The organism is Mycobacterium sp. IS-1496, from assembly GCF_001499995.1.
Taxonomy (GTDB): Bacteria; Actinomycetota; Actinomycetes; order Mycobacteriales; family Mycobacteriaceae; genus Mycobacterium.
Genome location: NZ_LQIU01000006.1, coordinates 39870 through 63406 on the forward strand (window position 1 = coordinate 39870; position 23537 = coordinate 63406).

At 69.7% G+C, this 23537-nt stretch carries 27 protein-coding genes; 15 read left to right on the top strand and 12 right to left on the bottom strand.

The genetic code is table 11. The annotated features are described in order from the left end of the window. Positions 1-3: 3 nt before the first annotated feature. Positions 4-267, top strand: a complete 264-nt coding sequence (locus tag AU195_RS04485; protein WP_059157864.1) for a hypothetical protein — start codon at positions 4-6, stop codon at positions 265-267. A gap of 9 nt (positions 268-276) precedes the next feature. Here AU195_RS04485 and AU195_RS04490 read toward each other — a convergent pair whose 3' ends face one another. From AU195_RS04490 to AU195_RS04505, 4 genes are all read right to left on the bottom strand, one after another. After that, positions 277-1392: a 3-beta-hydroxysteroid dehydrogenase gene (locus tag AU195_RS04490; RefSeq protein ID WP_059157865.1), complete on the bottom strand. Its 1116-nt coding sequence runs from the start codon at positions 1390-1392 to the stop codon at positions 277-279. A gap of 62 nt (positions 1393-1454) precedes the next feature. Next, a complete protein-coding gene (locus AU195_RS04495; protein WP_059157866.1) occupies positions 1455-1667 on the bottom strand; it encodes an exodeoxyribonuclease VII small subunit in 213 nt (70 codons plus the stop codon). Continuing rightward, positions 1654-2886 (bottom strand): exodeoxyribonuclease VII large subunit, encoded by a 1233-nt coding sequence (gene xseA / locus AU195_RS04500; RefSeq protein WP_059157867.1) that lies wholly within the window; start codon positions 2884-2886, stop codon positions 1654-1656. The genes AU195_RS04495 and xseA overlap by 14 nt, the downstream gene beginning before the upstream one ends. After that, positions 2883-3443, bottom strand: a complete 561-nt coding sequence (locus AU195_RS04505) for a lipid droplet-associated protein (RefSeq protein ID WP_059157868.1) — start codon at positions 3441-3443, stop codon at positions 2883-2885. The genes xseA and AU195_RS04505 overlap by 4 nt, the downstream gene beginning before the upstream one ends. Before the next feature lie 53 nt (positions 3444-3496). On the opposite strand from AU195_RS04505, the gene AU195_RS04510 reads away from it, so the two are divergent. Both AU195_RS04510 and AU195_RS04515 read left to right on the top strand, forming a co-directional pair. After that, the gene (locus AU195_RS04510; RefSeq protein WP_059094365.1) at positions 3497-4498 is read left to right on the top strand and encodes a 4-hydroxy-3-methylbut-2-enyl diphosphate reductase; all 1002 of its coding nucleotides are present in this window, start codon (positions 3497-3499) and stop codon (positions 4496-4498) included. Between the two features lie 22 nt (positions 4499-4520). Continuing rightward, positions 4521-4727 (top strand): zinc-ribbon domain-containing protein, encoded by a 207-nt coding sequence (locus AU195_RS04515; RefSeq protein ID WP_059157869.1) that lies wholly within the window; start codon positions 4521-4523, stop codon positions 4725-4727. Positions 4728-4731: 4 nt separating this feature from the next. On the opposite strand, the gene AU195_RS04520 is transcribed toward AU195_RS04515, so the two are convergent. After that, the gene (locus AU195_RS04520) at positions 4732-5916 is read right to left on the bottom strand and encodes a DUF6542 domain-containing protein (protein WP_059157870.1); all 1185 of its coding nucleotides are present in this window, start codon (positions 5914-5916) and stop codon (positions 4732-4734) included. 84 nt (positions 5917-6000) lie between these two features. On the opposite strand from AU195_RS04520, the gene ychF reads away from it, so the two are divergent. After that, a complete protein-coding gene (gene ychF, locus AU195_RS04525) occupies positions 6001-7074 on the top strand; it encodes a redox-regulated ATPase YchF (protein WP_059157871.1) in 1074 nt (357 codons plus the stop codon). A gap of 155 nt (positions 7075-7229) precedes the next feature. Beyond that, on the top strand, positions 7230-7589 hold the full coding sequence (locus AU195_RS04530; RefSeq protein ID WP_059157872.1) for a DUF1801 domain-containing protein: 360 nt from the start codon (positions 7230-7232) through the stop codon (positions 7587-7589). Positions 7590-7887: 298 nt separating this feature from the next. Here the strand turns inward: AU195_RS04530 and AU195_RS04535 are convergent, their stop codons facing one another. Next, on the bottom strand, positions 7888-8283 hold the full coding sequence (locus tag AU195_RS04535; protein ID WP_286149128.1) for a class I SAM-dependent methyltransferase: 396 nt from the start codon (positions 8281-8283) through the stop codon (positions 7888-7890). Positions 8284-8388: 105 nt separating this feature from the next. Here AU195_RS04535 and AU195_RS04540 point away from each other — a divergent pair, with 105 nt between their 5' ends. Together AU195_RS04540 and AU195_RS25610 are read left to right on the top strand one after the other, a co-directional pair. Continuing rightward, complete coding sequence (locus AU195_RS04540; protein WP_059157873.1) at positions 8389-9654, top strand: serine hydrolase domain-containing protein; 1266 nt, start codon at positions 8389-8391, stop codon at positions 9652-9654. Between the two features lie 67 nt (positions 9655-9721). Further along, positions 9722-9898: a hypothetical protein gene (locus AU195_RS25610; RefSeq protein WP_157531025.1), complete on the top strand. Its 177-nt coding sequence runs from the start codon at positions 9722-9724 to the stop codon at positions 9896-9898. Here the strand turns inward: AU195_RS25610 and AU195_RS04545 are convergent. After that, complete coding sequence (locus AU195_RS04545; RefSeq protein WP_082702963.1) at positions 9895-10569, bottom strand: guanylate cyclase; 675 nt, start codon at positions 10567-10569, stop codon at positions 9895-9897. The genes AU195_RS25610 and AU195_RS04545 overlap by 4 nt on opposite strands. 41 nt (positions 10570-10610) lie before the next feature. Here AU195_RS04545 and AU195_RS25615 point away from each other — a divergent pair, with 41 nt between their 5' ends. Continuing rightward, on the top strand, positions 10611-10772 hold the full coding sequence (locus AU195_RS25615; protein WP_157531026.1) for a hypothetical protein: 162 nt from the start codon (positions 10611-10613) through the stop codon (positions 10770-10772). On the opposite strand, the gene AU195_RS04550 is transcribed toward AU195_RS25615, so the two are convergent. Genes AU195_RS04550 through AU195_RS04560 form a run of 3 tightly spaced genes read right to left on the bottom strand, consistent with a single transcriptional unit; the run spans position 10739 to position 15355 of the window. Next, positions 10739-11554, bottom strand: a complete 816-nt coding sequence (locus AU195_RS04550) for an adenylate/guanylate cyclase domain-containing protein (protein WP_059157875.1) — start codon at positions 11552-11554, stop codon at positions 10739-10741. The two genes, AU195_RS25615 and AU195_RS04550, sit on opposite strands and share 34 nt — an antisense overlap. Positions 11555-11558: 4 nt before the next feature. Further along, positions 11559-14492 (bottom strand): aminotransferase, encoded by a 2934-nt coding sequence (locus tag AU195_RS04555; RefSeq protein ID WP_059157876.1) that lies wholly within the window; start codon positions 14490-14492, stop codon positions 11559-11561. Next, entirely contained in the window at positions 14489-15355 is an 867-nt protein-coding gene (locus AU195_RS04560; protein ID WP_502687314.1) for an alpha/beta fold hydrolase, read from the bottom strand. Before AU195_RS04560 ends, AU195_RS04555 begins: the two co-directional genes overlap by 4 nt. An 89-nt stretch (positions 15356-15444) precedes the next feature. On the opposite strand from AU195_RS04560, the gene AU195_RS04565 reads away from it, so the two are divergent. The 4 genes from AU195_RS04565 to AU195_RS04580 all read left to right on the top strand — a co-directional run bounded on the left by AU195_RS04565 (position 15445) and on the right by AU195_RS04580 (position 18186). Beyond that, complete coding sequence (locus AU195_RS04565; RefSeq protein ID WP_059157877.1) at positions 15445-15918, top strand: VOC family protein; 474 nt, start codon at positions 15445-15447, stop codon at positions 15916-15918. A gap of 98 nt (positions 15919-16016) precedes the next feature. After that, positions 16017-16640 (top strand): Rv1363c family protein, encoded by a 624-nt coding sequence (locus AU195_RS04570; RefSeq protein WP_059157878.1) that lies wholly within the window; start codon positions 16017-16019, stop codon positions 16638-16640. Then, positions 16637-17284, top strand: coding sequence for an Rv1363c family protein (locus AU195_RS04575; protein ID WP_059157879.1), 648 nt, complete (start codon positions 16637-16639; stop codon positions 17282-17284). The genes AU195_RS04570 and AU195_RS04575 overlap by 4 nt, the downstream gene beginning before the upstream one ends. Beyond that, a complete protein-coding gene (locus AU195_RS04580; RefSeq protein WP_059157880.1) occupies positions 17284-18186 on the top strand; it encodes an alpha/beta fold hydrolase in 903 nt (300 codons plus the stop codon). Before AU195_RS04575 ends, AU195_RS04580 begins: the two co-directional genes overlap by 1 nt. Here AU195_RS04580 and AU195_RS04585 read toward each other — a convergent pair. After that, positions 18183-18986, bottom strand: coding sequence for an SDR family NAD(P)-dependent oxidoreductase (locus AU195_RS04585; RefSeq protein WP_059157881.1), 804 nt, complete (start codon positions 18984-18986; stop codon positions 18183-18185). The two genes, AU195_RS04580 and AU195_RS04585, sit on opposite strands and share 4 nt — an antisense overlap. A 25-nt stretch (positions 18987-19011) precedes the next feature. Here AU195_RS04585 and AU195_RS04590 point away from each other — a divergent pair, with 25 nt between their 5' ends. The 3 genes from AU195_RS04590 (at position 19012) to AU195_RS04600 (ending at position 22698) form a co-directional block, all read left to right on the top strand. Continuing rightward, positions 19012-20274 carry a WS/DGAT domain-containing protein gene (locus tag AU195_RS04590; RefSeq protein WP_059157882.1) on the top strand — a complete coding sequence of 421 codons (1263 nt, stop codon included), beginning with the start codon at positions 19012-19014 and terminating at the stop codon, positions 20272-20274. Positions 20275-20323: 49 nt separating this feature from the next. Further along, the gene (locus tag AU195_RS04595) at positions 20324-20857 is read left to right on the top strand and encodes a DoxX family protein (RefSeq protein ID WP_059157883.1); all 534 of its coding nucleotides are present in this window, start codon (positions 20324-20326) and stop codon (positions 20855-20857) included. Between the two features lie 62 nt (positions 20858-20919). Further along, a complete protein-coding gene (locus AU195_RS04600; RefSeq protein ID WP_059157884.1) occupies positions 20920-22698 on the top strand; it encodes a DUF3556 domain-containing protein in 1779 nt (592 codons plus the stop codon). Between the two features lie 6 nt (positions 22699-22704). Here the strand turns inward: AU195_RS04600 and AU195_RS04605 are convergent, their stop codons facing one another. Then, positions 22705-23490, bottom strand: a complete 786-nt coding sequence (locus tag AU195_RS04605) for a FadR/GntR family transcriptional regulator (RefSeq protein WP_059094342.1) — start codon at positions 23488-23490, stop codon at positions 22705-22707. Between the last annotated feature and the right edge of the window lie 47 nt (positions 23491-23537).

Below are 23537 nucleotides of genomic sequence, written 5' to 3' on the forward strand. Positions count from 1 at the left end.
GAAATGGCGGCGAATATCGACGCGGGGGACGCCGAGGGCGGTGATTCGCAGATAGCCGTCAATTCGCGGGTATTGGTGCATCCGGGAACCGATCATGAAAAGCGCGGTGTCGTGGTCGAGGATTTCGCCGATGCCGCCGGAAAAGCGGTCGAGATCGGCGAGCACCATATCGCCGACGCCGCGCGCCGCTGGGCCGTGGCCCTCGACGACGGTGGCCTGGAGTTCGTCGACGACGACGACCTGTCGGCCGACACCGGGACGCGCTGACCGTCCGGATCAGCCCGCCGGTGGCGCGGCCGGAACCGCCTGCACGGCAGGGGTTTTCGCTGACTCGGCCTTCATCTTCCGGTACAGCTCGACGTAGTACGGCAGACACGCGGCCATCGCCTGCTCGGTCGTGAACAGCGGGCGGTAGCCGAGTTCGCGTTCGGCTTTCGCAATGGAGAAATAGTTGTCGAGGGAGATCCGCTCCACGCCGGTGGGTTCCAGCAGCGGTTTGGGCAGCCCGAAGCGGAAGTGCAGCCGCTGCCAGACCGTCATCACGAAGTGCACGAGCCGGCCGGGCACCCGCAGCCGCGGGTAGCGCTCGCCGCACGCCTCCACCACGGGACGGGAGAACTCGAACATGTTGATCGGTTCGCCGTCGTTGATGAAATACGCCTGACCCGGTGCCGTTCCGCCGGGCACCAGATGTTCGGCGGCGAGGATGAAACCGTGAATGAGGTTGTGCACGTAGGAGTTGTCGAGTTTGACGTTCTTGCTGCCGACAAGCACCTTGACGTGTCCGGCCAGCACGGATTCGAACACCTTGCGGAACATCGTCTGATCGCCGCGGCCCCAGATGCCGCTCGGCCGGATCGAGCAGGTGAGCATGCCGTCGGTTCCGTTCTCGGACAGCACGAGCTTCTCCGCGGCGACCTTGGTCTCGGTGTAGAGGTCGTTGAACCGGTCGGTGTAGGGCAGGGTTTCGTCGCCGGCGACGATCCGCTGACCGCCCATCACGACGCTGTTGGACGCGGTGTAGACGAACCGCTTCACCCCGGCGGCCCGCCCCGCGCGCACGAGGTTCTCGGTGCCGCCGACGTTGACGGCGAAGCTGCGCTTGCGGTACTCCTCGGTGACCGACGCGCCTCCCATCAGATCGATGATCGCCGCGGTGTGGAAGACGGTGTCGACGCCGGCGACCGCGGCGGCCACCGTCTCCGGATCGCAGATGTCCCCTTCGAGGGTCTGCAGCCGGGGATGGGGCGGCAGCGGGGACGGCGCGCGGTCGAACGAGCGCACGTCGTGCCCGCGCTCGAGCAGTTCGGTCACGAGGTTCGCGCCGACGAAGCCGGATCCACCGGTCACCAGCACACGGCCCAGTTCTGTGGTCAGCGATGCATCACCCATGGGGCGAGGATAACTGAAACGTGTTCTAGTTTAGAACCCCCGGATGCGGATCGGTTTCCTTGTCAACCGTCGTCGGCGTCGCGCTCGGCCAGTGCGGTCTCAATGCGCTGACGTGCCCCGGCTAAGTGCTCCTCGCAGCATCGGGCCAGCTCTTCGCCGCGCTCCCACAATCTCAGCGACGCATCCAGATCAAGGCCGCCCTGTTCGAGCTGTTGGACGACGGCGACCAGCTCGTCGCGCGCCTCTTCATATCCCATGTCACTAATGGGCTTCATCGGTTCCCTCACTCACCGCGGTGATCGCGCCGTCGGCGACGCGAATGCGCAGGTGTCTGCCCGCAGGTGCGTCGGCCGTGGTCCGCAATACGTTCGTATCGGGCATGGTCTGCACGACCGCGTAGCCGCGCGCGAGCGTGGCGGCCGGGCCCAGCGTCGTCAGCCGGGCGGCGAGGTGGGCGACGCGCTCCGTCTCGGCAGTCAGCATCCGGGTGATGTCGCGGCGCGCGGTGGACCGGGCGCGGCGCACCTCCTCGGCGCGCGCGTCGATCGCCTGCATCGGACGGGCCAGCACCGGCCGGCTGCGCAACTGATCGAGGTGGTGCTGTTCGCGGTGCACCCAGTGGCGCAGCGCGCGGGCGCTGCGGTGGCGCTGATCGGCGACGAACGCCTGTTCGGCGGCGGCGTCGGGAACGACCCGTTTGGCGGCGTCGGTCGGGGTCGCCGCGCGCAGGTCGGCCACCAGATCGCACAGCGGGTTGTCGGGTTCGTGGCCGACCGCGCTGACCACCGGGGTGGTGCAGGCGGCGATCTCCCGGCACAGCGTCTCGTCGGAGAACGGCAGGAGATCCTCGACGCTGCCGCCGCCGCGGGCCAGCACGATGACGTCCACGGCCGGGTCACGGTCGAGTTCGCGCAGCGCGCCGACGATCTGCGGGACCGCGCTGGGGCCCTGCACGATGGTGTTGCGCACGGCGAACCGGACCGCGGGCCACCGGTGGGCCGCGACCGTCATCACGTCGCGTTCGGCATGGCTGGCGCGGCCGGTGATCAGGCCGATCGTGCCGGGCAGGAACGGGATGGGCCGCTTGAGCCGGGGATCGAAGAGGCCCTCGGCGTCGAGCAGGCGGCGCAGGCGGTCGATGCGGGCCAGCAGTTCGCCGATGCCGACGGCGCGGATCTCGCTGATCCGCAGGCTGAACGAACCGTTGCGGGTGTAGAACTGCGGCTTGCCCAGCACGATGACCTGGGTGCCCTCCGACAGCGGCACCGGGGCGTTCGCGACGAGGTCACGCGGGCAGCTCACCGACAGCGACATGTCGGCTGCCGGATCGCGCAGGACCATCCAGGCCGTCGTCTGGCGGACCTTGAGCTCGGTGAGCTGGCCTTCGATCCACACCATGCCGAGCCGGTCGATGTACTTGGCGACGCGGGTGGCGACGGCGCGGACCGGCCAGGGATTGTCGGGAGACTTGCCCTGCTCGGCCGGGGTCGTCACTTCGCGGTGGCGCGGGTGATCCGGTTGGCCAGCAGGGTCTGGAACGGTGCGCGCGAGCGGGTGGCGCCCTCGTAGGCGAGCAGCGCCTCGAGATCGTCGACGCTCAGCGACGGTAGCCGCGCACGCAGCTGCGCCAGGGTCAGCGACTCGTAGTCCAGTTCGGTGACGATCGCGGGCGTGTCGGTCGCCGCCGACGTCCGCTGCGACGTCCCCGTGTCCTCGGCGTCCGATCCCTCGGGTTCACCGTCGGAGAACAGCGCGAAGCGGCCCTCGGTGCGCCGCTCCCCGTCGGGGGCCTGCGCCGGGTCGCCGTCGTCCTCGTCGAACGTGGCCCACTCCGGCTGCTCGTCCTTGGGTGGGAAGAGGTTCTCCAGCGTCTCGTCGCCCTTGTTGACCAGGTCGGCGATGTTCTGCTGGAAATGGATCACGATGCTGGCGACCTGACTGGCCACGGTCATCGGATACATCAGGATGGTGTGTGGCAGCTTGCGGGTCTCCTCGACCGCGGTGACGGCGGCGCCGACCAGCAGACGAACCCCATAGGGTGCAGTAGCCATGACGACAGCCTACGGCTGGGCGGTCGGACGCATCGGTCAGTACCCTGGGGTTCATGCCGTCGACGATCAACATGGGGATTCCGGGTGCATCCAGCTCGGTGACGGGCGGCGTGTCCGGTAAGCGGGTCCTGCTGGCCGAGCCGCGCGGATACTGCGCCGGCGTGGACCGAGCGGTGGAGACCGTCGAGCGCGCGCTGGAGAAGCACGGCGCCCCGGTCTACGTGCGCCACGAGATCGTGCACAACCGCTACGTCGTTGACACACTCGCCAAGGCCGGCGCCGTCTTCGTCGAACAGACCGATGAGGTCCCCGAGGGCGCCATCGTCGTCTTCTCGGCCCACGGCGTCGCCCCGACCGTGCACGTCGAGGCCGCGGCCCGCAACCTCAAGACCATCGACGCCACCTGCCCGCTGGTGACCAAGGTGCACAACGAGGCCAAACGCTTCGCCCGCGACGACTACGACATCCTGCTCGTCGGCCACGAGGGGCACGAGGAGGTCGTCGGCACCGCCGGTGAGGCGCCCGACCACGTTCAGGTCGTCGACAACCCCGACGCGGTCGACAAGGTCACCGTGCGCGATCCGAACAAGGTCATCTGGCTGTCGCAGACCACGCTGAGCGTCGACGAGACCATGGAGACGGTGCGCCGGCTGCGGGAGAAGTTCCCCACGCTGCAGGATCCGCCCAGCGACGACATCTGCTACGCCACCCAGAACCGCCAGGTCGCGGTCAAGGCGATGGCTCCGGAGTGCGAACTGGTCATCGTCGTCGGCTCGAAGAACTCGTCGAACTCGGTGCGCCTGGTCGAGGTGGCCCTGGGCGCCGGGTCGGATGCGGCGCATCTGGTCGACTACGCCGAGGACATCGATCCCGCGTGGCTCGACGGCGTCACCACGGTCGGCGTCACCTCCGGCGCGTCGGTGCCCGAGGTCCTGGTGCGCGGCGTGCTCGAGCGGCTCGCCGAATACGGGTACGGGACCGTGCAGCCGGTCACGACCGCCAACGAGACGCTGGTGTTCGCGCTGCCCCGGGAGATCCGGCCCGCCCGCGGCTGACGCCGTTCCCTAGGCTGGGGAGGTGTTCTTCTTCCTGTTCGGCCTCAGCACCAAGCAGCAGTACCTCGGCGCCGGGCAGACCCGCACCTGTCCACGCTGTCACAACACCACGCAGTGGACGCGCATGCGTCAGTTCAAGCAGTTCACGCTCTTCTTCGTCCCGGTAGCCCGGTGGAAGCGCCGTCAGTTCGAGGTCTGCGGGATCTGCGGTACGTCCGTCGCCGTCTGAGCGCTCAGACGTCGTACTCCCAGGCGTCGGCGTCCCAGCTGCGCCGTGCGCGCGGGGTGCTGCGGTACTCGCTGCGCTGGTCGTCCTCGTCCGCGCCGCGGTAGCGCACCCGGGAGATCGGGTGGTGGCTGCCGTTGCCGTTTCCGTTGCGGGTGTGCGGTTCCAGCGGTTCGTAGGGCTCGTAGTCGTCGAATCGGCGAGTGCGTTCGGGCCGGCGTTCCGGACGATCGTAGGTCGAGCGCCGTTCGCGCGGCGGCAGCTTGCGCGACTCGCGCGGTTCCCGGCGTTCCCGCGGTTCCCTGGCCTCGCGGGGCTCCTGCGCGCGGGACCGCCTGCGCGGTTCGGGGGACTCCGAGGTGCGCGGCGCCGAACGGGACCGGCGCGGCCGGTCGACGACCGGTTCGATGATCTCGGTGTCGGGCGGGCGGTTGTGCCGCGCGCGTGACGCGGTGCCGGTCCGCTTCGCCGGTTTGCGCGCCGCGGCGCCGCGGGCGGTGTCACGGCTCGAACGCGTCCGCTCGGCAGCCGGTTTGGCGGCGCGCCGTGGCCGGTCGCTGCTGCGCCTCCGCCGCGGCGTCTCCTCGTCCTGGTCGCCCGTCGCGGCCGCGGATGCGCCGGGGGGTGCCATGAGCCCGGACACCTTGCTCTTGAGCGCCGTGACCAGGCCGCTGGCCGCCGCGGCGGCCGGAGCGGTCTTGGCCTTGGCTGTGGTCTTGGCCGTGGTGGGCGTCTCCGAGGTGGCCGTCGCGCGGCGCGACGACATCCCCAGATACCACCGCGCCATGCCGATGAGCAGGACCGCCGCGGACGTGAAGAACATCAGCGGGAACCGCTCGATGAGGGGATAGCCGCAGTTGATCGCCAGATCCTTGAGGCCGCCGATCTCCGAGCCGTGGAACAGGAAGTAGGCACCGGGCACGGTGACGAACAGCAGCAGCGGCGGCTGGATCACCGCGGTGAAGATGCCCGACTGGCGCACGGCGAGGACGGCGAGCAGGCATCCCAGCACGTAGCAGGCGGAGAAGACCGACCCCAGTTCGCGGCTGCCGGAACCGGCGTCGAACGCGAAGCCGACCGCGGTGACGGTGAACGCCAGCACCACCGCACCCCACCACGGCAGACCTGGGAAGAGTGGGTGCACAGAGCGATGGTCGGCCGGTACTGCCGACCGTGCGCGCTGTCCGGACACAGGTAGACCGTACCGGCTCATTCGGAGTGCGCGCGTCCAGCGCGCGCGGGCGCGCCTGCCGCGCTCTGGCAGACTGTGGTCCCTGTGGGGCTCAACCTGGGAATCGTCGGACTGCCGAATGTCGGTAAGTCGACTCTGTTCAACGCGCTGACGCGCAACAACGTGCTCGCGGCGAACTACCCGTTCGCGACGATCGAGCCCAACGAAGGTGTGGTCGCCCTGCCGGACCCCCGGCTCGACGCGCTCGCGAAGATGTTCCATTCCGACAAGATTGTGCCTGCGCCGGTGACGTTCGTCGACATCGCCGGGATCGTGAAGGGCGCTTCGGAGGGTGCGGGACTGGGCAACAAGTTCCTCGCCAACATCCGCGAATGTGACGCGATCTGCCAGGTCGTGCGGGTCTTCGCCGATGACGACGTCGTCCACGTCGACGGCAAGGTGGATCCGAAGTCCGACATCGAGGTGATCGAGACCGAGCTGATCCTCGCGGACATGCAGACCCTCGAGCGGGCGGTGCCGCGGCTGGAGAAGGAAGCCCGCACGCACAAGGACCGCAAGCCCGTCCTCGACGCGGCCGTCGCGGCGCAGGAGATGCTGAACTCCGGCAAGACGCTGTTCGGCGCGCGTTTCGACGCGACGCTGCTGCGTGAACTGAATCTGATGACCACCAAACCGTTCCTCTACGTGTTCAACGCCGACGAGACCGTGCTGACCGACGAGGCGCGCAAGACCGAACTGCGCGAGCTGGTGGCGCCGGCCGACTGCGTGTTCCTGGACGCGAAGATCGAGGCGGAACTGCAGGAGCTCGACGACGAGTCGGCCGCCGAGCTGCTCGAGTCGATCGGGCAGACCGAACGCGGGCTCGACGCGCTGGCGCGTGCCGGTTTCCACACGCTGAAGCTGCAGACCTACCTCACGGCGGGCCCGAAGGAGGCGCGCGCGTGGACCATCCACCAGGGCGATACCGCGCCCAAGGCCGCAGGCGTGATCCACAGCGACTTCGAGAAGGGCTTCATCAAGGCCGAGGTCGTGTCGTTCGACGATCTCGTCGAGGCGGGTTCGATGGCGGCGGCGAAGGCGGCGGGCAAAGTCCGCATGGAGGGTAAGGACTACGTGATGGCCGACGGGGACGTGGTGGAGTTCCGCTTCAACGTGTAGTCGCGTGTTAATGTCCGTGCGCGCTTCCAGGTGACGATCACCTGAATCATTGCGGAGGGGCCTGAGCTGGTCAGGACATGTCCTCGATGGGGTGCTGCACCTTATGGTGCGTCAACTCCATTGCGCCGATGAATCCATCGGCTGACGAAAAGGACATGACAGTGGCGAACAAGGACGACAAGAACCTCCATCAGGTCCTCGACAAGATCGCGGCAATGGATGAGCCGAGGCGAGGTGTCATGCAACGCCTGCACGACGTGATCGTCTCCGCTGCGCCCGAGCTCAAGCCGCGAATCTGGTACGGCATGCCGGGCTACGCCAAGTCCGCGAGCAGTCCCGTTCTCATCTTCTTCCGGAACGACGACGTGATGACTCTCGGCGTGAGCGAGAAAGCCACGCTCAAGTCCGCCGGGGGCAAGGACGGGCAGTTGATTCCCGCGGCCCGGTACTTCGACGGCCTCGACGACGTTACCGAGAGGCGTGTCGTCGAGATCGTTCGCGCCGCGATCGAGTAGCTCATCGTCATGACGTTTGTCGGTGGCGTGATCCGGTCGAGCCCTGCTTCAACGTGCAGTGAAAGACGATTAGCGGCGCGTGGGCGGATACCGCGGACACGAGGCGTGACTCGCGCTCACAGGCACATTCGGATGCCCGATGCTTCCTCCGATTTCCGTCGCGCTGGCGAAAATCAACTGACCCCCCGCTGCCGCGGCGGCGGTGTAGTTATGGACCGTCCCGGCCGGGAATGCACCGTCGCAGCTCGTCAACAATTGCTGACGCATCGTCGGCTTGTATGGGCGGGCGGCCTGACCGTCAGGCGTAGCCGACCCACCCACGGAAGGTGAACGCCGAGAAGAACTCGGTGACATCGGCGAAGCCGGCGTCCTGCAGGATCGCCCGACCCTGCTCGGGTGTCAGCACAGGAACATCCTTCGCGATCGTGGTGCGCGCACTCTCCGCGTCGACGGGCTCGATCCCCGACGCCACCAGGTTCGCGGCGTGACGTCGCATCCACGACTCCCGCTCGGCCTCGTCGCGCTGCGGAGAACTCAGGTGCATCACGACGAACGGAGCCCCGCGCGCCAGCCGTCGCCGCACCTTCGCCGCGGTGCGGCGCCGTTCGTCCGGCGGGAGGAATTGCAGCGTCAGCAGGCTGGTCGCGGCGGCGAACGGACCCCACGGCGCGTCGTCGACGTACCCGTGGTGCATGCGGACCCTCGCCGCATGCGGCCGCCTGGGTCGAAACCCGGCGGTGAGCGTCCGCCGGAGGTAACGTCCGGCCCAGGGGCCCAGCTCAGAGGCGGTGGCGCGACGATGATCGTTCCCCAGCACGGCAGAACCCGGACATCGCTGCGCATCGCGGCCGGTGTGGCGGCGCTCCTGCTCGGCTGTTCGTCCACCTCCGCACCGGAGGTCTCCGCACCGGAGGTCTCCGCACCGCAGACCTCCGCGCTGCGCACCATCGACCCGCAGGCCCTCCAGCAGCTCGTCGACGGGCTCGCCGACGAGTTGACGGTGCCCGGCGCGTTCGTCCTCATCCACACGCCCCGGGGCCGGTTCACCGCCGCGGCGGGCACCACCGAACTCGGCACCCAAGATCCGCCTGCCGCCGACACCCACTTCCGCATCGCCTCCAACACCAAGACCATGACGGCGGCGCTGATCGTGCTACTCGCGCAGGACGGCAAGGTGGCGTTCACCGACCCGGTCACCACCTACGTCCCGGACGTGCCGAACGGTGAGAACATCACCGTCGCACAGCTTCTCACCATGCGCAGCGGCCTCTACGGGTACACCGCAGACCCCGCGCTGGCGGCCGTCATGGACGCCGAGCCCCAGAAGTCCTGGACGCCCGCGGAGGTACTCGCCATCGCGTTCCGGCATCCACCGCAGTTCGCGCCCGACTCCGCCTACGAGTACAGCAACACCAACTACGCACTGCTCGGTCTGATCGCCGAGAAGGCCGGCGGCCGACCCCTGGCCGAGCAGTTCCACGACCGGCTGTTCGCTCCCGCCGGACTCACCCAGACGTCCCTGCCCGCCGCCGACGACACGGCCATGCCCAGGCCCTACTCGCACGGCTACATGTACGGCGGCAGTTTCTACGCCCTCGCCGACGACCCGTATCCGGCTGACATGCAGGCCGCCGCCCGCGCCGGGACACTGCGACCCGTCGACTACACAGACCAGAACCCCTCGTACGCCACCGCGGCGGGTGGGGCGATCTCCACCGCCGCCGACCTGTCCACCTGGATGAAGGCGCTCGTCACCGGCAAGGTCTTCGACGCCGACCACCACCGGCAGTGGACGGCTAGCCTGCGACCCGAGGATCCCGACACTCCCGACGGTCAGCAGTACGGGTACGGGATCTCCTATCAGCGGTTCGGCCCGAACGCCGCGATGTTCTACCACGGCGGGGAACTGCCCGGCTTCAATTCGTTCATGGGATACGACCCGGACAATGACGTCACCCTGGTGATCTGGACGAACCTCACGCTGTCGCCCGATGGCAGGACCACCGCACAGGCGATGCTGGCGCCGTTGCTCGAGGAGATCTACGCCGGGTTGTCGCTGGGATGAGCATCAGCCGCCGACGTGTGTCGCGCCCGTGACCTGATCGCGACGGGAACCGTGAACGCTCGACCCCGTGACGGCGGTCGAGATGATCTATCTGGTGGCGGCGACACTGTGGATCGTCGTGGTCGTCGCCGCGCTCGGCATCGGGGTGCGGCTGATGATCAAGATGCGTGCCCGACGCCGGCGGATGAACCAGATCCTCGCGGTGGTGCGGCTGCCGCTCCTGCTCGCCGGGCGACGCCGTTAGCCGACGACCGCGATCTCGGCGCCGAGGCGGTACGGGCCGGCCAGCGGCAGGTCGTCCCCGCTCCAGAACGATCCCGGGTCGAACCAGTTGTCGTGCTTCTCGGTGGCCAGCAGACCCATCTCCTCGAAGGTGATCGCCACCGTCTCGGCGCAGTACGCCGTCTGCAGCGCCGTTCGCTTGCGTGCCCTGGCGCGTTCGGCGGACTCACGGACCCTGCGGTGCACGTAGGGCAGTCCGCGGGTGAAGTCGCTGACGACGGGCAGGCGGCCGCGCAGCCAGCGCCCGGTGAGCCGCGCGGTGCTGGGAAACGGGGTGCCGTCCATGCGGGCGATCACCCGCAGCATCCGGTCCTCCTGTGCGCGTGTCACCTCCGGCGTCAGCTGCCGCAGCCAGCACCGCTGACCGTAGGTCTGCGTCCACCGCTCGACGGCCTCGCGGGCGTCGTTGAGCTGCACGCCGCGGTGATGGGTGCCGGTCCACATGTCGAGCAGCTTGTCGCCGAGTTCGGCGTGCCAGATCAACGGCGGAAGGTCGTCGATCGCGACGGTCATGCCGACATGGTTGACCGGCGCGTTCGTCATCGCCTGAATCGCGCGGTCGGGTCCCGACACACCCCGGAACAGCCAGACGTCCCCGGTGCGGGTGTCGTCGAGCGCCCGGGCCAGCGACACGGTGTTGGCGTTCACCAGCGCAGCTTAGGCACACTCATGGCATGCGCAGCGTCTGGAAGTGGGTCGGGTTGGCCGGTGTCGCCGGTGTCGTGGCCGGCGGGGCCTTCGTGGCGCGCGATCAGCGTCGGCGCCGGGCCTACACGCCGGACGACATCCGGGCGCGTCTGCATCAGCGGCTCGACGAATCCGAACCGCCGCGCTGACCGGTCACCGCGTACACGTGGTGCTTGCCCGAGAAACCCTTCAACGAGACCTCGCGGCCGTCGCCGATGGCCACCCCGTCCGCGTCGGAAAGCGCATCGCGCACCGCCTCGCTGACCAGGATCTCGCCGCCGTCGGCCTCGGCGGCCACCCGCGCCGCCAGTGCGACGTTGCGGCCGAACAGGTCCTCGCCGCGCCGGACCGACTTGCCGGTGTGGATCCCGATGCGCACCCGGATCCCGTTCGGCCGTCGGCGCAGCGAGTGCTGCAGGGCGATTGCACACCGCACCGCGTTCTCGGGTGAGGCGAACGCCACCATGAACCCGTCGCCCTGACTCTTCACCACATGACCCTCGTGGTCCTTCACATGCCGCTCCACCGAACGGGCGTGCCTGCCGATCAGCCGCGCCCAGGCCCGGTCACCGATCCGGTTGTTCAGCGCCGTCGAATCCTCGATGTCGGAGAACATGATCGTCACCCTGCCGTTGGGTGCCAGCCGCGCCAGGTCGGGGCGTTCGACGGCGAACCAGTCGGCGAGGTCCTCGATGGACGAACTGATCGCGCCGCCGAAACCCCTCTCGCGCACCAGGTTCGCGGTCTGCCACACGTGTTTGACCGCTTCGCGGCCGCCGCTGAGCAGCATGCTCCTGGTGTCGACGCGGGCGCGCAGTTCGTCGGCCTCATCGCGGGTCCGGGTGAACATCACCCACAGCGTGACGAGGCCGACCGCCTCGGCCGCCGCGACGACAGCGAGTACCACGGCGGCGATCTCGGGTCCGGTCATGCGATCACCACCCTTCCGTGAGCACCCGGTCGAGTGCGTCGACGTAGAAGTCGGCGGACTCGGTGTCGATGCACAGCGGTGGTTTGGTCTTGAGGATGTTCGAATGGTCGCCGGTCGGCTGGATGACGACGCCGAGTTCGAGCATGCGCTCGCAGATGGCCGCGGTCTCCTCGGTCGCCGGCTCCAGCGTCTCGCGGTCGCGCACCATCTCGACGCCGAGATACAACCCGACCCCGTGCACTGTGCCGATGATCGGGTGCTTCTCGCCCAGTGCCTCCAGCCGCGCCTTGAGCTGTCCGCCCACCCGAACGGCGTTGCCCTGCAGATCTTCTGAGCACAGCACATCGAGCACCGTCAGACCGATCGCACATGAGAGCGGGCTGCCGCCGGTCGAGGAGAAGAAGTAGCCCTGGGAGCGGAACGCCTCGGCGACCGCCCGGCTGGTGATGACCGCGCCGAGCGGATAGCCGTTGCCGGTCGACTTCGCCATCGACACGATGTCGGGCACCACACCCTGCTGCTCGAACCCCCAGAACCAGTGTCCGAGACGGCCGTAACCGACCTGGACCTCGTCGGCGATCGCCAGACCGCCTGCGCCGCGCACCGCCGCGTACACCTGCCGCAGGTACCCGTCGGGCAGCGCCATGCCACCGGCGTTGCCGTACACCGATTCGCAGATGAACCCGGCCGGCGCGCGACCGTCGGCGACGAGTTGCTCGACCTGCGCCACGGCCTCGGTGGCGTAGCGGCCGACGTCGGGCCCGCGGTACTTGCCGCGGAAGCTGTTCGGCGACTCCACGGTGTGCACCCAGTCCGGCCGGGTGGCCAGCGCGTTGGGATTGTCGGCGGTGGAGGTGGACACCGCGTCGGTGCCGTAGGTCCAGCCGTGGTACGCCTCGCGCATCGCGACGACGTCCCGGCGTCCCGTGGCGGCGAGCGCCAGCCGGATCGCCAGATCGCTTGCCTCCGAACCGGAATTGACCAGGAAGACGGTGTCGAGCGGGTCGGGCAGTTCGGCGGCGAGCCGCTCGCTGTACTCGACGACCGCGCTGTAGTTGAACCGCGAGTTCGTGTTGAGTTTGCGCAGTTGCCTGGCCGCGGTGTCGGCCACCCGTGGATGGGCGTGCCCCAGCACCGTGACGTTGTTGACCATGTCGAGGTAGCAGCGACCCGCGGTCGACATCAGGTAGTGCCGCCAGCCGCGTTCGATCTGCGGTGGCCTGCGGTAGTAGTGCTCCTGCACCGGCGCGAAACTGCGGTCGCGCCGCTCGACCAGGTCGGCGACGGGGGAGTCCGGCGCCTCCCGTGGCAGACCGAGCAGTGGCCGCGGATCGCATACCTGCGCCAACCACCCCGACGCCACCTCGGGACGCACCAGCGCCGGCGCGGGTACCGCACCGACCGGGCGGACCGCGACCTCGGACCACCGCGCGGCGTCGGCGTGAGCGAGTGGATCGCCGGCCCGTACATCCGTGGTCACGAGGGCGGGACGCACGCCGGTCACCATCACCTCGAAGTCACTACCGCGCAGTGTGACACCGTCCTCGCCGCTGGCCGTCACCTCACCGTCCCAGGGCGCCACGAGCGTGAGCGCCTCGGCGGGCCACAGTCCGACTCCGGTCGGCACCACGTCGGCGCTGCGCTGGCTCAACGCGGGCGCCAGCGTCAGGCGCGGCTCGGCGAAGCGGGTGAGCACCAGCGTCGCTCCGCGCGCGACCGCGTCTGCAGCGAGCCCGTCCTCGACGCCTTCGGACAGCCAGCCACCGGGGATGAACGCAAAGTCGTACACCTCCGACGTTGTCGAGAGATTCAATGTGACAACGTTTTCCGCACCGACCATCGGCGCGGCGGCGGTGACCTCGGCACGTGGCGCGGCGACGCCGAGCTCGGCGCGCAACATCGCGGTCATCACGTCCATCGGCACGGACATCGCCTGGTCGAACATCCGCCACTCACCGGCGGACTGTTCGGTGACGTACGTGTTGTCCGGGTCGAGTTCGGCCTGCTGGGCGCCGCTGACGATGAGCACCGCCGTCCGCAGCACGACCATCGGCCACAACGCGTCGATCTCCGCGTCCGTCAGCGGCCGGATGGCGTGGAACGCGCGCACCGCGGGCAGGATCGACACGGGCTCGGTTCCGGGATGCCCCAGCACCGACGATGCGGCGATCGCCAGCTCCGACACCGCCCAGCTCTCGGTGAGGTCGCCGAAGTCGATCACCCCGTCGGGGCGGCGGGTGCCGTCGGCCGCCGGGGTCACGACGACGTTGGCGTCGGTGATGTCGAGGTGCACGGCCTGGCGGGGGAGTGCGTCGGCGACGCGGTCGAGGCGCTCGGCGGCCTCGCGGGCAGCGGTCGAGACCCGCTCGCGCTGCGCCGGGTCGGCGACGTGGCCGATCAGCGCGGCGACCACGTCGGCGCCGTACCGCAGATCCCACTGCAGGACCCGGTCGAGGCCCTCGTGCCCGAACCCGGCCAGCGCCCGGCTGACCCGCGCCGCGACCTCGCCGAGCCCCGCGACCGCGGCCGGACCGAGATGTCCGGCGTCGATCAGCGTGCCGCCGGGCAGGTACCGCAGCAACCGGACCAGCAGCCCGTCGACCGTCGTGACCTCGGCGCCGTCGGAGTTGGGCAGCGGCACCGCGATCCGCAGCGCGGGTTCGGCCTCGGCGATCAGTGTCGCCGCCGCGTCCTGCGCCGCGATCTCGACGGCGTTGAAGGCGGGGTTGGCCACCTTCAGCACGCCCGCCACCTCACCGGTGTCGGTGCCGCGCACCAGGAAGTTCTTGTCCTGCTGGCTGCCCAGGGAGACGGCGTCGCCGTCGATGCCGTAGTGCGTGGCGAGGATGTGGCGCGCCTGGGCTTCGCTGACGCGCGGGGCGGGGAGCGCCGGTTGTTCGAGGAAGTCGAACCCGGCGGTGCGACGACCGGCGGTCACCGGCTGACGAAACCGACGACGGCTTCGGTGAACGCGTCGTTGTCGTCACCGGCGGCGGTGTGCCCGGCGTCGGACAGCTCGACGAACTCCGCCGCGGGCACCATGCGCAGGAACTCCTGCACCCCTTCGGGACTGACCACGTCGGAGAGCTTGCCACGGATGAGCAGGATCGGAACGGTCAACTCCACCGCGGCCTGCTCGAGCTTCTCGACCCGGATGAACGGATCGTCGCCGGGCTTGGTCAGAAACGCCGGATCCCAGTGCCAGTACCACCGCCCGTCGCGCCGGCGCAGGTTCTTCTTCAGCCCCTCCGGGCTCTTCGGTTTGGTGCGGTGCGGCAGGTAGGCGGCGACGGCCTCGGCCGCCGCGTCCAGCGTGTCGAATCCGTGGACGTGGTTGACCATGAAGTCGCGGATGCGGGCGCTGCCGTCCTTCTCGTAGCGCGGCACGACGTCGACGAGCACCAACTGGGTCACCCGCTGCGGACCCGCCTCACGGGCGACCAGGATGCCGGTCAACCCGCCCATGCTCGCGCCGATGAGCGCCACCGGCCTGCCGATCTGCTCGAGCACCTCGCACGTGTCCGCGCACAGCGTCTCCACCGAGTAGTTCGCCTCCGGTGAGCGGTCGCTGTCGCCGTGGCCCCGGCTGTCGAGCGCCACCACGTGCAGCCCCGCGTCGGCCAGGATCTGCCCGGTCTTCTTCCACGAGAAGCGGTTCTGGCCGCCGCCGTGCAGCATCAGCACGGTGGGCCGGTCGGCGGCCGACTCCGCGCCGCGGTTCCATTCGTCGCCCACGAGTGTGAGCCCTTCTGCACCCCGGAACGACACGGTCTCTGCGGTACTCACGGACACGGGCGTCACGTTACTCGCGGCCGATCACGCCGACCGCGATGAGTTCGCTCGCCGCGGGCGGTCGTTACAGGCGTACCCGAGAAGCAAGGAGAGTCCCGATGCCGCAGATCACCCCGTCGCTCTGGTTCGACAACGACCTGGAGGAGGCCGTCGCCTTCTACACGTCGGTGTTCCCCAATTCCGCGGTCGAGAGTTTCAGCCGCTTCACCGAGGCGTGTCCCGGGCCGACCGGGGAAGTGGTGTCGGGGACGTTCGTCCTGGACGGCACCCGGTTCATCGGCATCAACGGCGGTCCGCAGTTCCCGTTCACCGAGGCGGTGTCGTTCACGGTGGCCTGCAAGGACCAGGACGAGGTCGACTACTACTGGGACCGCCTGGTCGACGGCGGCGAGGAGTCGATGTGCGGGTGGCTCAAGGACCGGTTCGGGGTGAGCTGGCAGATCGTGCCCGACCGTCTCACCGAACTGCTCGACGACCCCGACCCGGTGCGGGCGGCGGCGGCGTCGAAGGCGATGCTGGGGATGCGCAAGATCATCATCGCCGAACTCGAGGAGGCCGTCGTCGCCGCCTGAGCGGTGCGGCACGTCGCCGACTGACACCCGCGGCCCGCCACGTAACGTTTGGCGGAAGGCCGGGATGAGGTGATCCCGGGTGCCGCAGAGGAGCAGACATGGCAGACGATGCCCCCGCCCCCCACGGCGAACCGACCGCGGGTGCCGACGACGAGCCCGCGGTCGACCCCGCCGCCCAATCCGCCGGATCCGCCGAACCGGCCGAACCCGCCGAACCGGCCGACTCCGGCCCGGACGGTGTCTCGTCGGTACGGAAGGTGCTCGTCGCCGGGCTCGCGCTCGTCGTCGCCCTGGCCGCGCTGACCGGCTGGTTCGGGTACCGGGCCTACCAGAACAACCAGGACCAGAAGGAGCGGGAGCTCTTCCTCCAGGTGGGCCGTCAGGCCGCGCAGAACCTGACGACCATCGACTGGGAGCGGGCCGAGGCCGACGTGCAGCGGGTGCTCGACGTGGCGACCGGCACCTTCTACGACGACTTCCAGAAGCGGGCCGAACCGTTCCTCGAGGTGGTCAAGGAGGCGAAGTCCAAGTCCGTGGGCGCCCTCGGCGAGGCCGGAGTGGAGTCGATCTCCGGCGACGAGGCGGAGGTGCTGGTGTCGGTCACGGTGAAGTCGTCGAACGCCGGCGCACCCGAGCAGGCGCCGCGCGCGTGGCGCATGCGGCTCACCGTGCAACGGGTCGGCGACGGCGCCAAGGTCTCCCAGGTGGAGTTCGTACAGTGACCGGCACCCCGAAGGACGAAGAGACGACGGTCGAGCAGCTCGAACCCGAGTCGACCGCGGTCGAGGAGACCACTGCCGAGACGACGGCCGACGACACTGGGGCCGACGACACTGGGGCCGACGACACCGCGGCCGCCACACCGGCCACTGCCCGGCGCTCGCGGTCGTGGGCGCGGATCGTCGCCTTCGGTGTCGTGCCCGCGCTCGCGCTGGTTCTCGCGATCGCCGCCGGCTACCTGTTCTGGCGGAACTCCACGGCCGACGAGACGGACCGGGCGCGCGAGGACTCGGTCGCCGCGGCCCGCAGCATTGCGATCTCGATGCTCACCTACGAGCCGCAGACCGTCGAACAACAACTCGGGGCCGCCAAGGAGCAGCTCACCGGCTCCTTCCGCGACACCTACAGTTCGCTGATCGACACGGTCGTCGTACCGGGGGCCAAGGACAAGCAGATCTCGGCCGTCACCGACGTCCCCGCGGCCGCATCGGTCAGCGCGGAGGCCGATCACGCGGTGGTGCTGCTGTTCGTCAACCAGACGGTGACCGTCGGGGCCGAGCCGCCGACCAACACCGCCTCGAGCGTGCGGGTCACCCTCGACAAGGTCGGCGACCAGTGGCGGATCTCCGAATTCCAGCCGATCTGATGACGCCGCGCTGGTTGGAGGTGGCCACCCCCGCGGGGCAACTGCGGGCGCTGGTCTGGGGCCCGCAGGACGGCCCGGTCGCCCTGTGCCTGCACGGGTTCCCCGACACCGCATACGGATGGCGGAAACTGGCCCCGGCACTGACCGGGGCCGGCTGGCGGGTGGTGGCGCCGTTCATGCGCGGTTACGTGCCGTCGTCGGTGCCGTCCGACCGCAGCTACCACGTGGGGGCGTTGATGGACGACGCGCTGCGGGTGCTCGCCGCGGCGGGGCCGACGGGTCGTGACGTCATCATCGGACACGACTGGGGCGCCATCGCCGGGACCGGCCTGGCGGCGATGCCGCACAGCCCGTTCGAGCGGGCCGTCATCATGTCGGTGCCGCCGGCCGCCGCGTTCCGGCCGCTCGGCAAGGTGCCGAACGGGCTGCGGCTGGCCGCCCAACTGCCCCGGCAGATGCTGCGCAGCTGGTACATCTTCTACTTCCAGCTGCCCTGGCTGCCGGACCGGTCCGCGTCGTGGGTGGTGCCCCGGCTGTGGCGGCAGTGGTCACCCGGCTATCACGCCGCCGACGACGTGCGCCACGTCGACGCGGCCATCGGCGCGCGCCGGCGGTGGCGGGCCGCGCTCGGCTACTACCGCGACACCGTCCGCAACACTCGGCCACCCGCGCAGTACGCCGAGCTGCACCGGCACTGGCTGTCGGCGCCCGCACTGCCGACGCTGTACCTGCACGGCCGCGACGACGGTTGCGCCACAGCCGATTTCACGCCCTGGGTGCAGCGGGTGCTGCCCGAGGGGAGTGCGACCGCGGTCGTCGACGACGCCGGGCACTTCCTGCAGCTCGACCAACCCGACGTGGTCGGCCACCACGTCGTCGACTTCATCGGGACCGTCCGCTAGGAGCGCTTCACACCGGGGTGGGTGCGGCCCAGCATGGGCAGGAGCAACCGCCGGGGGGCAAGGTGGTTGAGCGCCGCGGCGACCCGGTTCGGCGTTCCGGGAACGATGACCGCCCGCCCCGCCGCCAACCCGTCGACCCCCGCCCTGGCCACCTCGTCGGCACCGCGCCAGAGGAACTTCGGCAGCATCTTCTCCGCCTCGTCGTCCGGGATACCGGCCTGTTCGCCGAAGCCGGTGCGGACCGGTCCCGGACACAGGGTCGCCGCCGAGACGCCGGTCCCGCGCAACTCCTCGTGCAACGCGTGGGTGTAGGACAGCACGAACGCCTTGGCCGCACCGTAGGTCGCCTGCCCGGGCACCTGGCCGAACGCGCCGACGGAGGCGACGTTGAGCACCGCGCCCCGGCCGCGCGCGACCATCCCCGGGACGAATCGGCTGCACAGGTCGACCACCGCGGCGACGTCGAGTTCGACCAGCCTCAGCTCGGCCGCCGGATCGGCCGCCGCGACGGGGCCCAGGTTCGCCATGCCCGCGTTGTTGACCAGGATGTCCACCTCGACGCCGAGAGCGCCGATCCGGTCCGGCAGGGCGGCGCGGTCCTGCGGGCGCGACAGGTCGGTGGGCAGGGCGTGCGCGGTGGGGCCGAGCTCGTCGGCCAGCGCCCGCAACTGGTCGCCGCGGCGGGCGACGAGCGCGAGACCGTATCCGCGCCTTGCCAATTCGCGGGCGATCTGCTCGCCGATCCCGGATGACGCGCCGGTGACGAGCGCCACCCCGGTGCTGCTGCTGGCCGGAAGCATGCGGCGAAGCCTAACCTCGGACGCTATGACGGCGCGGCGGCTCGCGGCGGTCGACGCCCAGAATCACTGGATGTCGGCCAAGATGCCGGACGACCAGTTCCTGGTCTACTGCTTCGCCGGGGTGCCGCGGGATCCGCCCCGCACGCTCGCCGCGGTGCTCCACCGGGCCCGGGCCTGCGGGGAGTTGCGGCTGCGGGTGCGTGACCGGGGTCGGCTGACGTATCCGGAGTGGGCCGACGGCGGCGTGGACGTCGGACAAGTGCGCACGCACACCGTCGCCGACTGGCCGGAGTGCCTGGCCGCGGTCTCCGCGCTGACCGCCGACCAACTCGACGCGCGGACGTCCGCCTGGCGCCTGCACGTGTTCACCGCGGTGCGGGGAGTGCCCGGAGTCGAGGGTGAGGGCACCGTGGCGGTGGTGCAGATGTCGCACGCGCTGGCCGACGGGAAGCGGTCCGCGGCGTTGGCGGCGTGGCTGTTCGGCAGGCCCACGCCGGTCGACGCGGTGCCGGTCGCGCCGTGGGAAACCGCGACGCTTCCGGTGCGGGCGGTCCGCGCGGCCCGCGGCCACCGGCAGCTGATGCGCGATGTGGATGCCGGAGTGGTTGCCGCACAAGCTGATCCGCGCCCCGCGCTGCGCAGCAACGCCCTCCCGGCCGAAGAACGGGGGCTGCGGGTCCTGATCCGCCGCCGCGCCGCATTGGGCACTGCCACGGTCACCGTCGGGGTGCTGGCGGCCGTCTCCCGGGCGCTGGCCGACCATCTGCGCGAACTGGGCGACGATCCGTCCTCTCTCGGCGCCGAGGTGCCGATGGCCGGCCCGGGGCCGCGGCGGGCCAACAACCACTTCGGCAACGTCGGGGTCGGGCTGCACCCGGACCTGCCGTACCCCGAGCGCAGAGCGCGCATCGCCGAGGAGTTGGCGCAACGCAGACAGCGGGCCGCACACCCGGGGATGCGGGCCGCCGCCCTGGCGTCGGCCGCCGTGCCCGCCCCGCTGGTCCGATGGGGCGTCCGCGCCTTCGACCCGTCGGTGCGCTCACCGACGGCGACCGGCAACACCGTCGTCTCCAGCGTCCACCGCGGCGCCGCCGACCTGTACTTCGGCGGTGCCCCGGTGGTGCTGACGACCGGGTGTCCGTCGGTGTCGCCGATGATGGGGCTGACCCACGGCGTTCACGGCATCGGCGACACCGTCGCGGTCAGCGTGCACGCCGCCGAGTCGGCCGTGGGGGACATCGACGCGTACGTGTCCCGGTTGGCCGGCGCGCTGGACAGACGCGCGTAGGCACCGGTGGGGTGGTCCCCGGCTTAACACATGGCCTAGATTCTGTTACATGACTGCCTACGACTGGGCCTCGGATACAGGCGTTCTGATCCTGCGAGTGGTGCTCGGCCTGACCATGGCTGCGCACGGCTACAACAAGTTCTTCGGCGGCGGCCGGATACCCGGCACCGCCGGGTGGTTCGACAGCATCGGCATGAAGCCGGGCATGTTCCACGCCCGGGTCGCCGCCACCACGGAGATGGCAGCGGGCATCGGACTCGCCCTCGGCCTGCTCACCCCGGTGCCTGCCGCCGGGTTCGTCGCGCTGATGCTGGTCGCCGCGTGGACCGTGCACCGCGCCAACGGCTTCTTCATCGTCAAGGAGGGCTGGGAGTACAACCTCGTCCTCGCCGCCGCGGCGGTCGCCATCCCGGCGATCGGGCCGGGCAGGCTCAGCCTGGACTACGCCCTCTTCCACGGCACGGCGGTGTGGGACGTGGTGCAGGGTTGGTGGGGTCTGGTGATCGCGCTGGCCCTGGGCCTCGCCGGCGGCGTCGGCCAGTTGGCGATCTTCTACAGCCCGCCGGCCAAGACCGGCGCCTGACATAGGCGCGGACATCCCACAACCCGTTCCGCGAGACTAGAACACGTTCTAATCTTTGGGGCATGGGATTTCTCAAGCCCGACATGCCCGTCGTCGACTTCGCCGAGTGGAGCAAGGGCACGCGCTCGGAGAAGATCCGGCCGATGGCCCGCCACTGGGCCGAGGTCGGGTTCGGCACGCCCGTCGTGATGCACCTGTTCTACGTCGCGAAGATCCTGCTCTACATCCTCGGCGGCTGGCTGTTCGCGCTGGCCACCCCCGGCGTCGACGGTTTCACCGACGTGGCGCAGTGGTGGACCGAACCGATCGTGTTCCAGAAGGTCGTGCTGTACACGATGCTGTTCGAGGTCGTCGGCCTCGGCTGTGGGTTCGGCCCGCTGAACAACCGGTTCTTCCCGCCGATGGGGTCGATCCTGTACTGGCTGCGGCCAGGAACCATCCGCCTACCTCCGTGGCCGGACCGGGTGCGGCTGACCAAGGGCGACACCCGCACCCCGGTCGACGTCGTGCTCTACGGGGCGCTGCTCGTGGTGCTGTTGACCGCGTTGTTCTCCGGCGGCACCGGGCCGGTTCCCGCGCTGGGGACGACGGTCGGTGTGCTGCCGCTCTGGCAGATCTGGACCATCCTCGGGCTCCTGGCAGTGCTGGGACTGCGCGACAAGGTGATCTTCCTGGCCGCGCGCGGTGAGGTCTACGGCTCCTTCACCGTCGCCTTCTTGTTCGTCGGCTACGGCGTGGACATGCTGCTGGCGGCCAAGCTCGTCTGCGTCGCGATCTGGATGGGCGCGGCGACCTCGAAACTCAACAAGCACTTCCCGTTCGTGATCTCGACGATGATGTCGAACAATCCGCTGATCCGGACGAAGTCGTTGAAGCGCAGATTCTTCGAGAAGTTCCCCGACGACCTGCGGCCCGGCCGCGTCTCCAGGTTCATCGCCCACTTCAGCACCGCCGTCGAGATGTTGGTGCCGTTGGCGCTGCTGTTCAGCCACGGCGGCTGGCCGACGGCGATCGCGGCGTTCGTGATGCTGATCTTCCACTTCGGCATCCTGTCGGCGATTCCGATGGGCGTGCCGCTGGAGTGGAACGTCTTCATGATGTTCTGCGTGGTGACGTTGTTCGTCGGCCACGCCGAACTCGGTCTGTCCGAGATGAGCACGCCGCTGCCCGCGGTGTTGTTCGCCGTGCTGGCCGTCACCGTCGCGCTCGGCAACCTGTTCCCCCGCAAGATCTCGTTCCTGCCCGGTATGCGGTATTACGCGGGCAACTGGGACACCTCGTGGTGGTGCATCAAGCCGTCGGCGAACGAGAAGATCGAGCGCGGGCTCGTGGCCATCGCCAGCATGCCCGCCTCCCAGCTCGAGAAGGTCTACGGCAGCCCTGAGCAGGCGATGATCTACCTCTACAAGGGATATGCGTTCCGGGGCTTCAACTCGCACGGCAAGGCGTTGCTGACCCTGGTGCACAACGCGCTCGCCGGACGGAACCAGGACGACTACGTCATCACCGAGGGTGAACGGTTGTGCAGCACCGCCGTCGGCTGGAACTTCGGCGACGGCCACATGCACAACGAGCAGCTGATCGCGGCCATGCACAAGCGTTGTCACTTCGAACCGGGAGAGGTGCGCGTCATCCTGCTCGACGCACAACCCATCCACCGGCAGCGGCAGGAGTACCGCCTGGTCGACGCCGCCACCGGCGAGTTCGAGCGTGGCTACGTCAACGTGGCCGACATGGTGACCGGTCAGCCGTGGTCGGACGACATCCCGGTGCATGTGACGTGGCGCAAGGACGCCGACGGCGCGCCGAGAGTGCGGTCAGATCGCGAATCCGCGCAGTGAGGCCGCTCAGCCCATGACGTCGCGGACCTTCACCGTCTCCAGGCCCTGAAGCAGCAGCGCGCGTGCGGTGTCGAGGTGTTTGCGCCAGTGCGCCTCGGCCGCCGCGCCGTCACCGGACCGCATCAGCTGCAGCAGCCTGCGGTAGGAGCGCATCAGCTTCTCGTAATCGGCCTTCGACGGCGGGTTGCTCTCCTTCATCGCGAACGCCGTGTGGCGCACGGTGATCTCGTGGAGCATGCCGGCCATGATGGTCAGCGTGGCGTTGCCGGACAGCTCGACCATGCGGCGGTGGAAGTCTCCGGTCGTCTCGGCGAGCCGGCCGGACTGCCAGCTGTGCGCGACGTGCTCGTCGAGGGTCCGCTCGAGTTCGTCGAAGGCGGCGGTGTCACCGGATTCGGTGAGCAACCGCACGGCCATCGGTTCGATGCCGGAGCGGGCGGTCATCACGTCGGCGATCGTCGCGCCGGACAACTCCAGCAGCAGCCCCGCCGGGCGCGCGACGATCTCCGGACCGGGCACCCGCACCCGGGCGCCGGTACGCGAACCGCGCCGGACCTCCACGAGGCGCTCGGATTCGAGGACCCGCACCGCCTCGCGCAGCGTCGGCCTGCTCACGCCGAAGTGGGCCATCAGCTCGGCCTCGTTGGGCAGGAAGTCGCCCTCCTTGAGCTTGCCGTCGACGACCATGCGGCGCAGGGTGCCGGCCACCAGTTCCGCCGTCTTGGGGGAGCGCACAGCGGTCGTCGAAGGGCTCGCCCCGATCATGGGGGCCAGCGGTGTCGTTCGAGCCACCTGATCTCCCGGGTCCGCGCCACGCCGGCCGGCGGCCAGCTGTACAA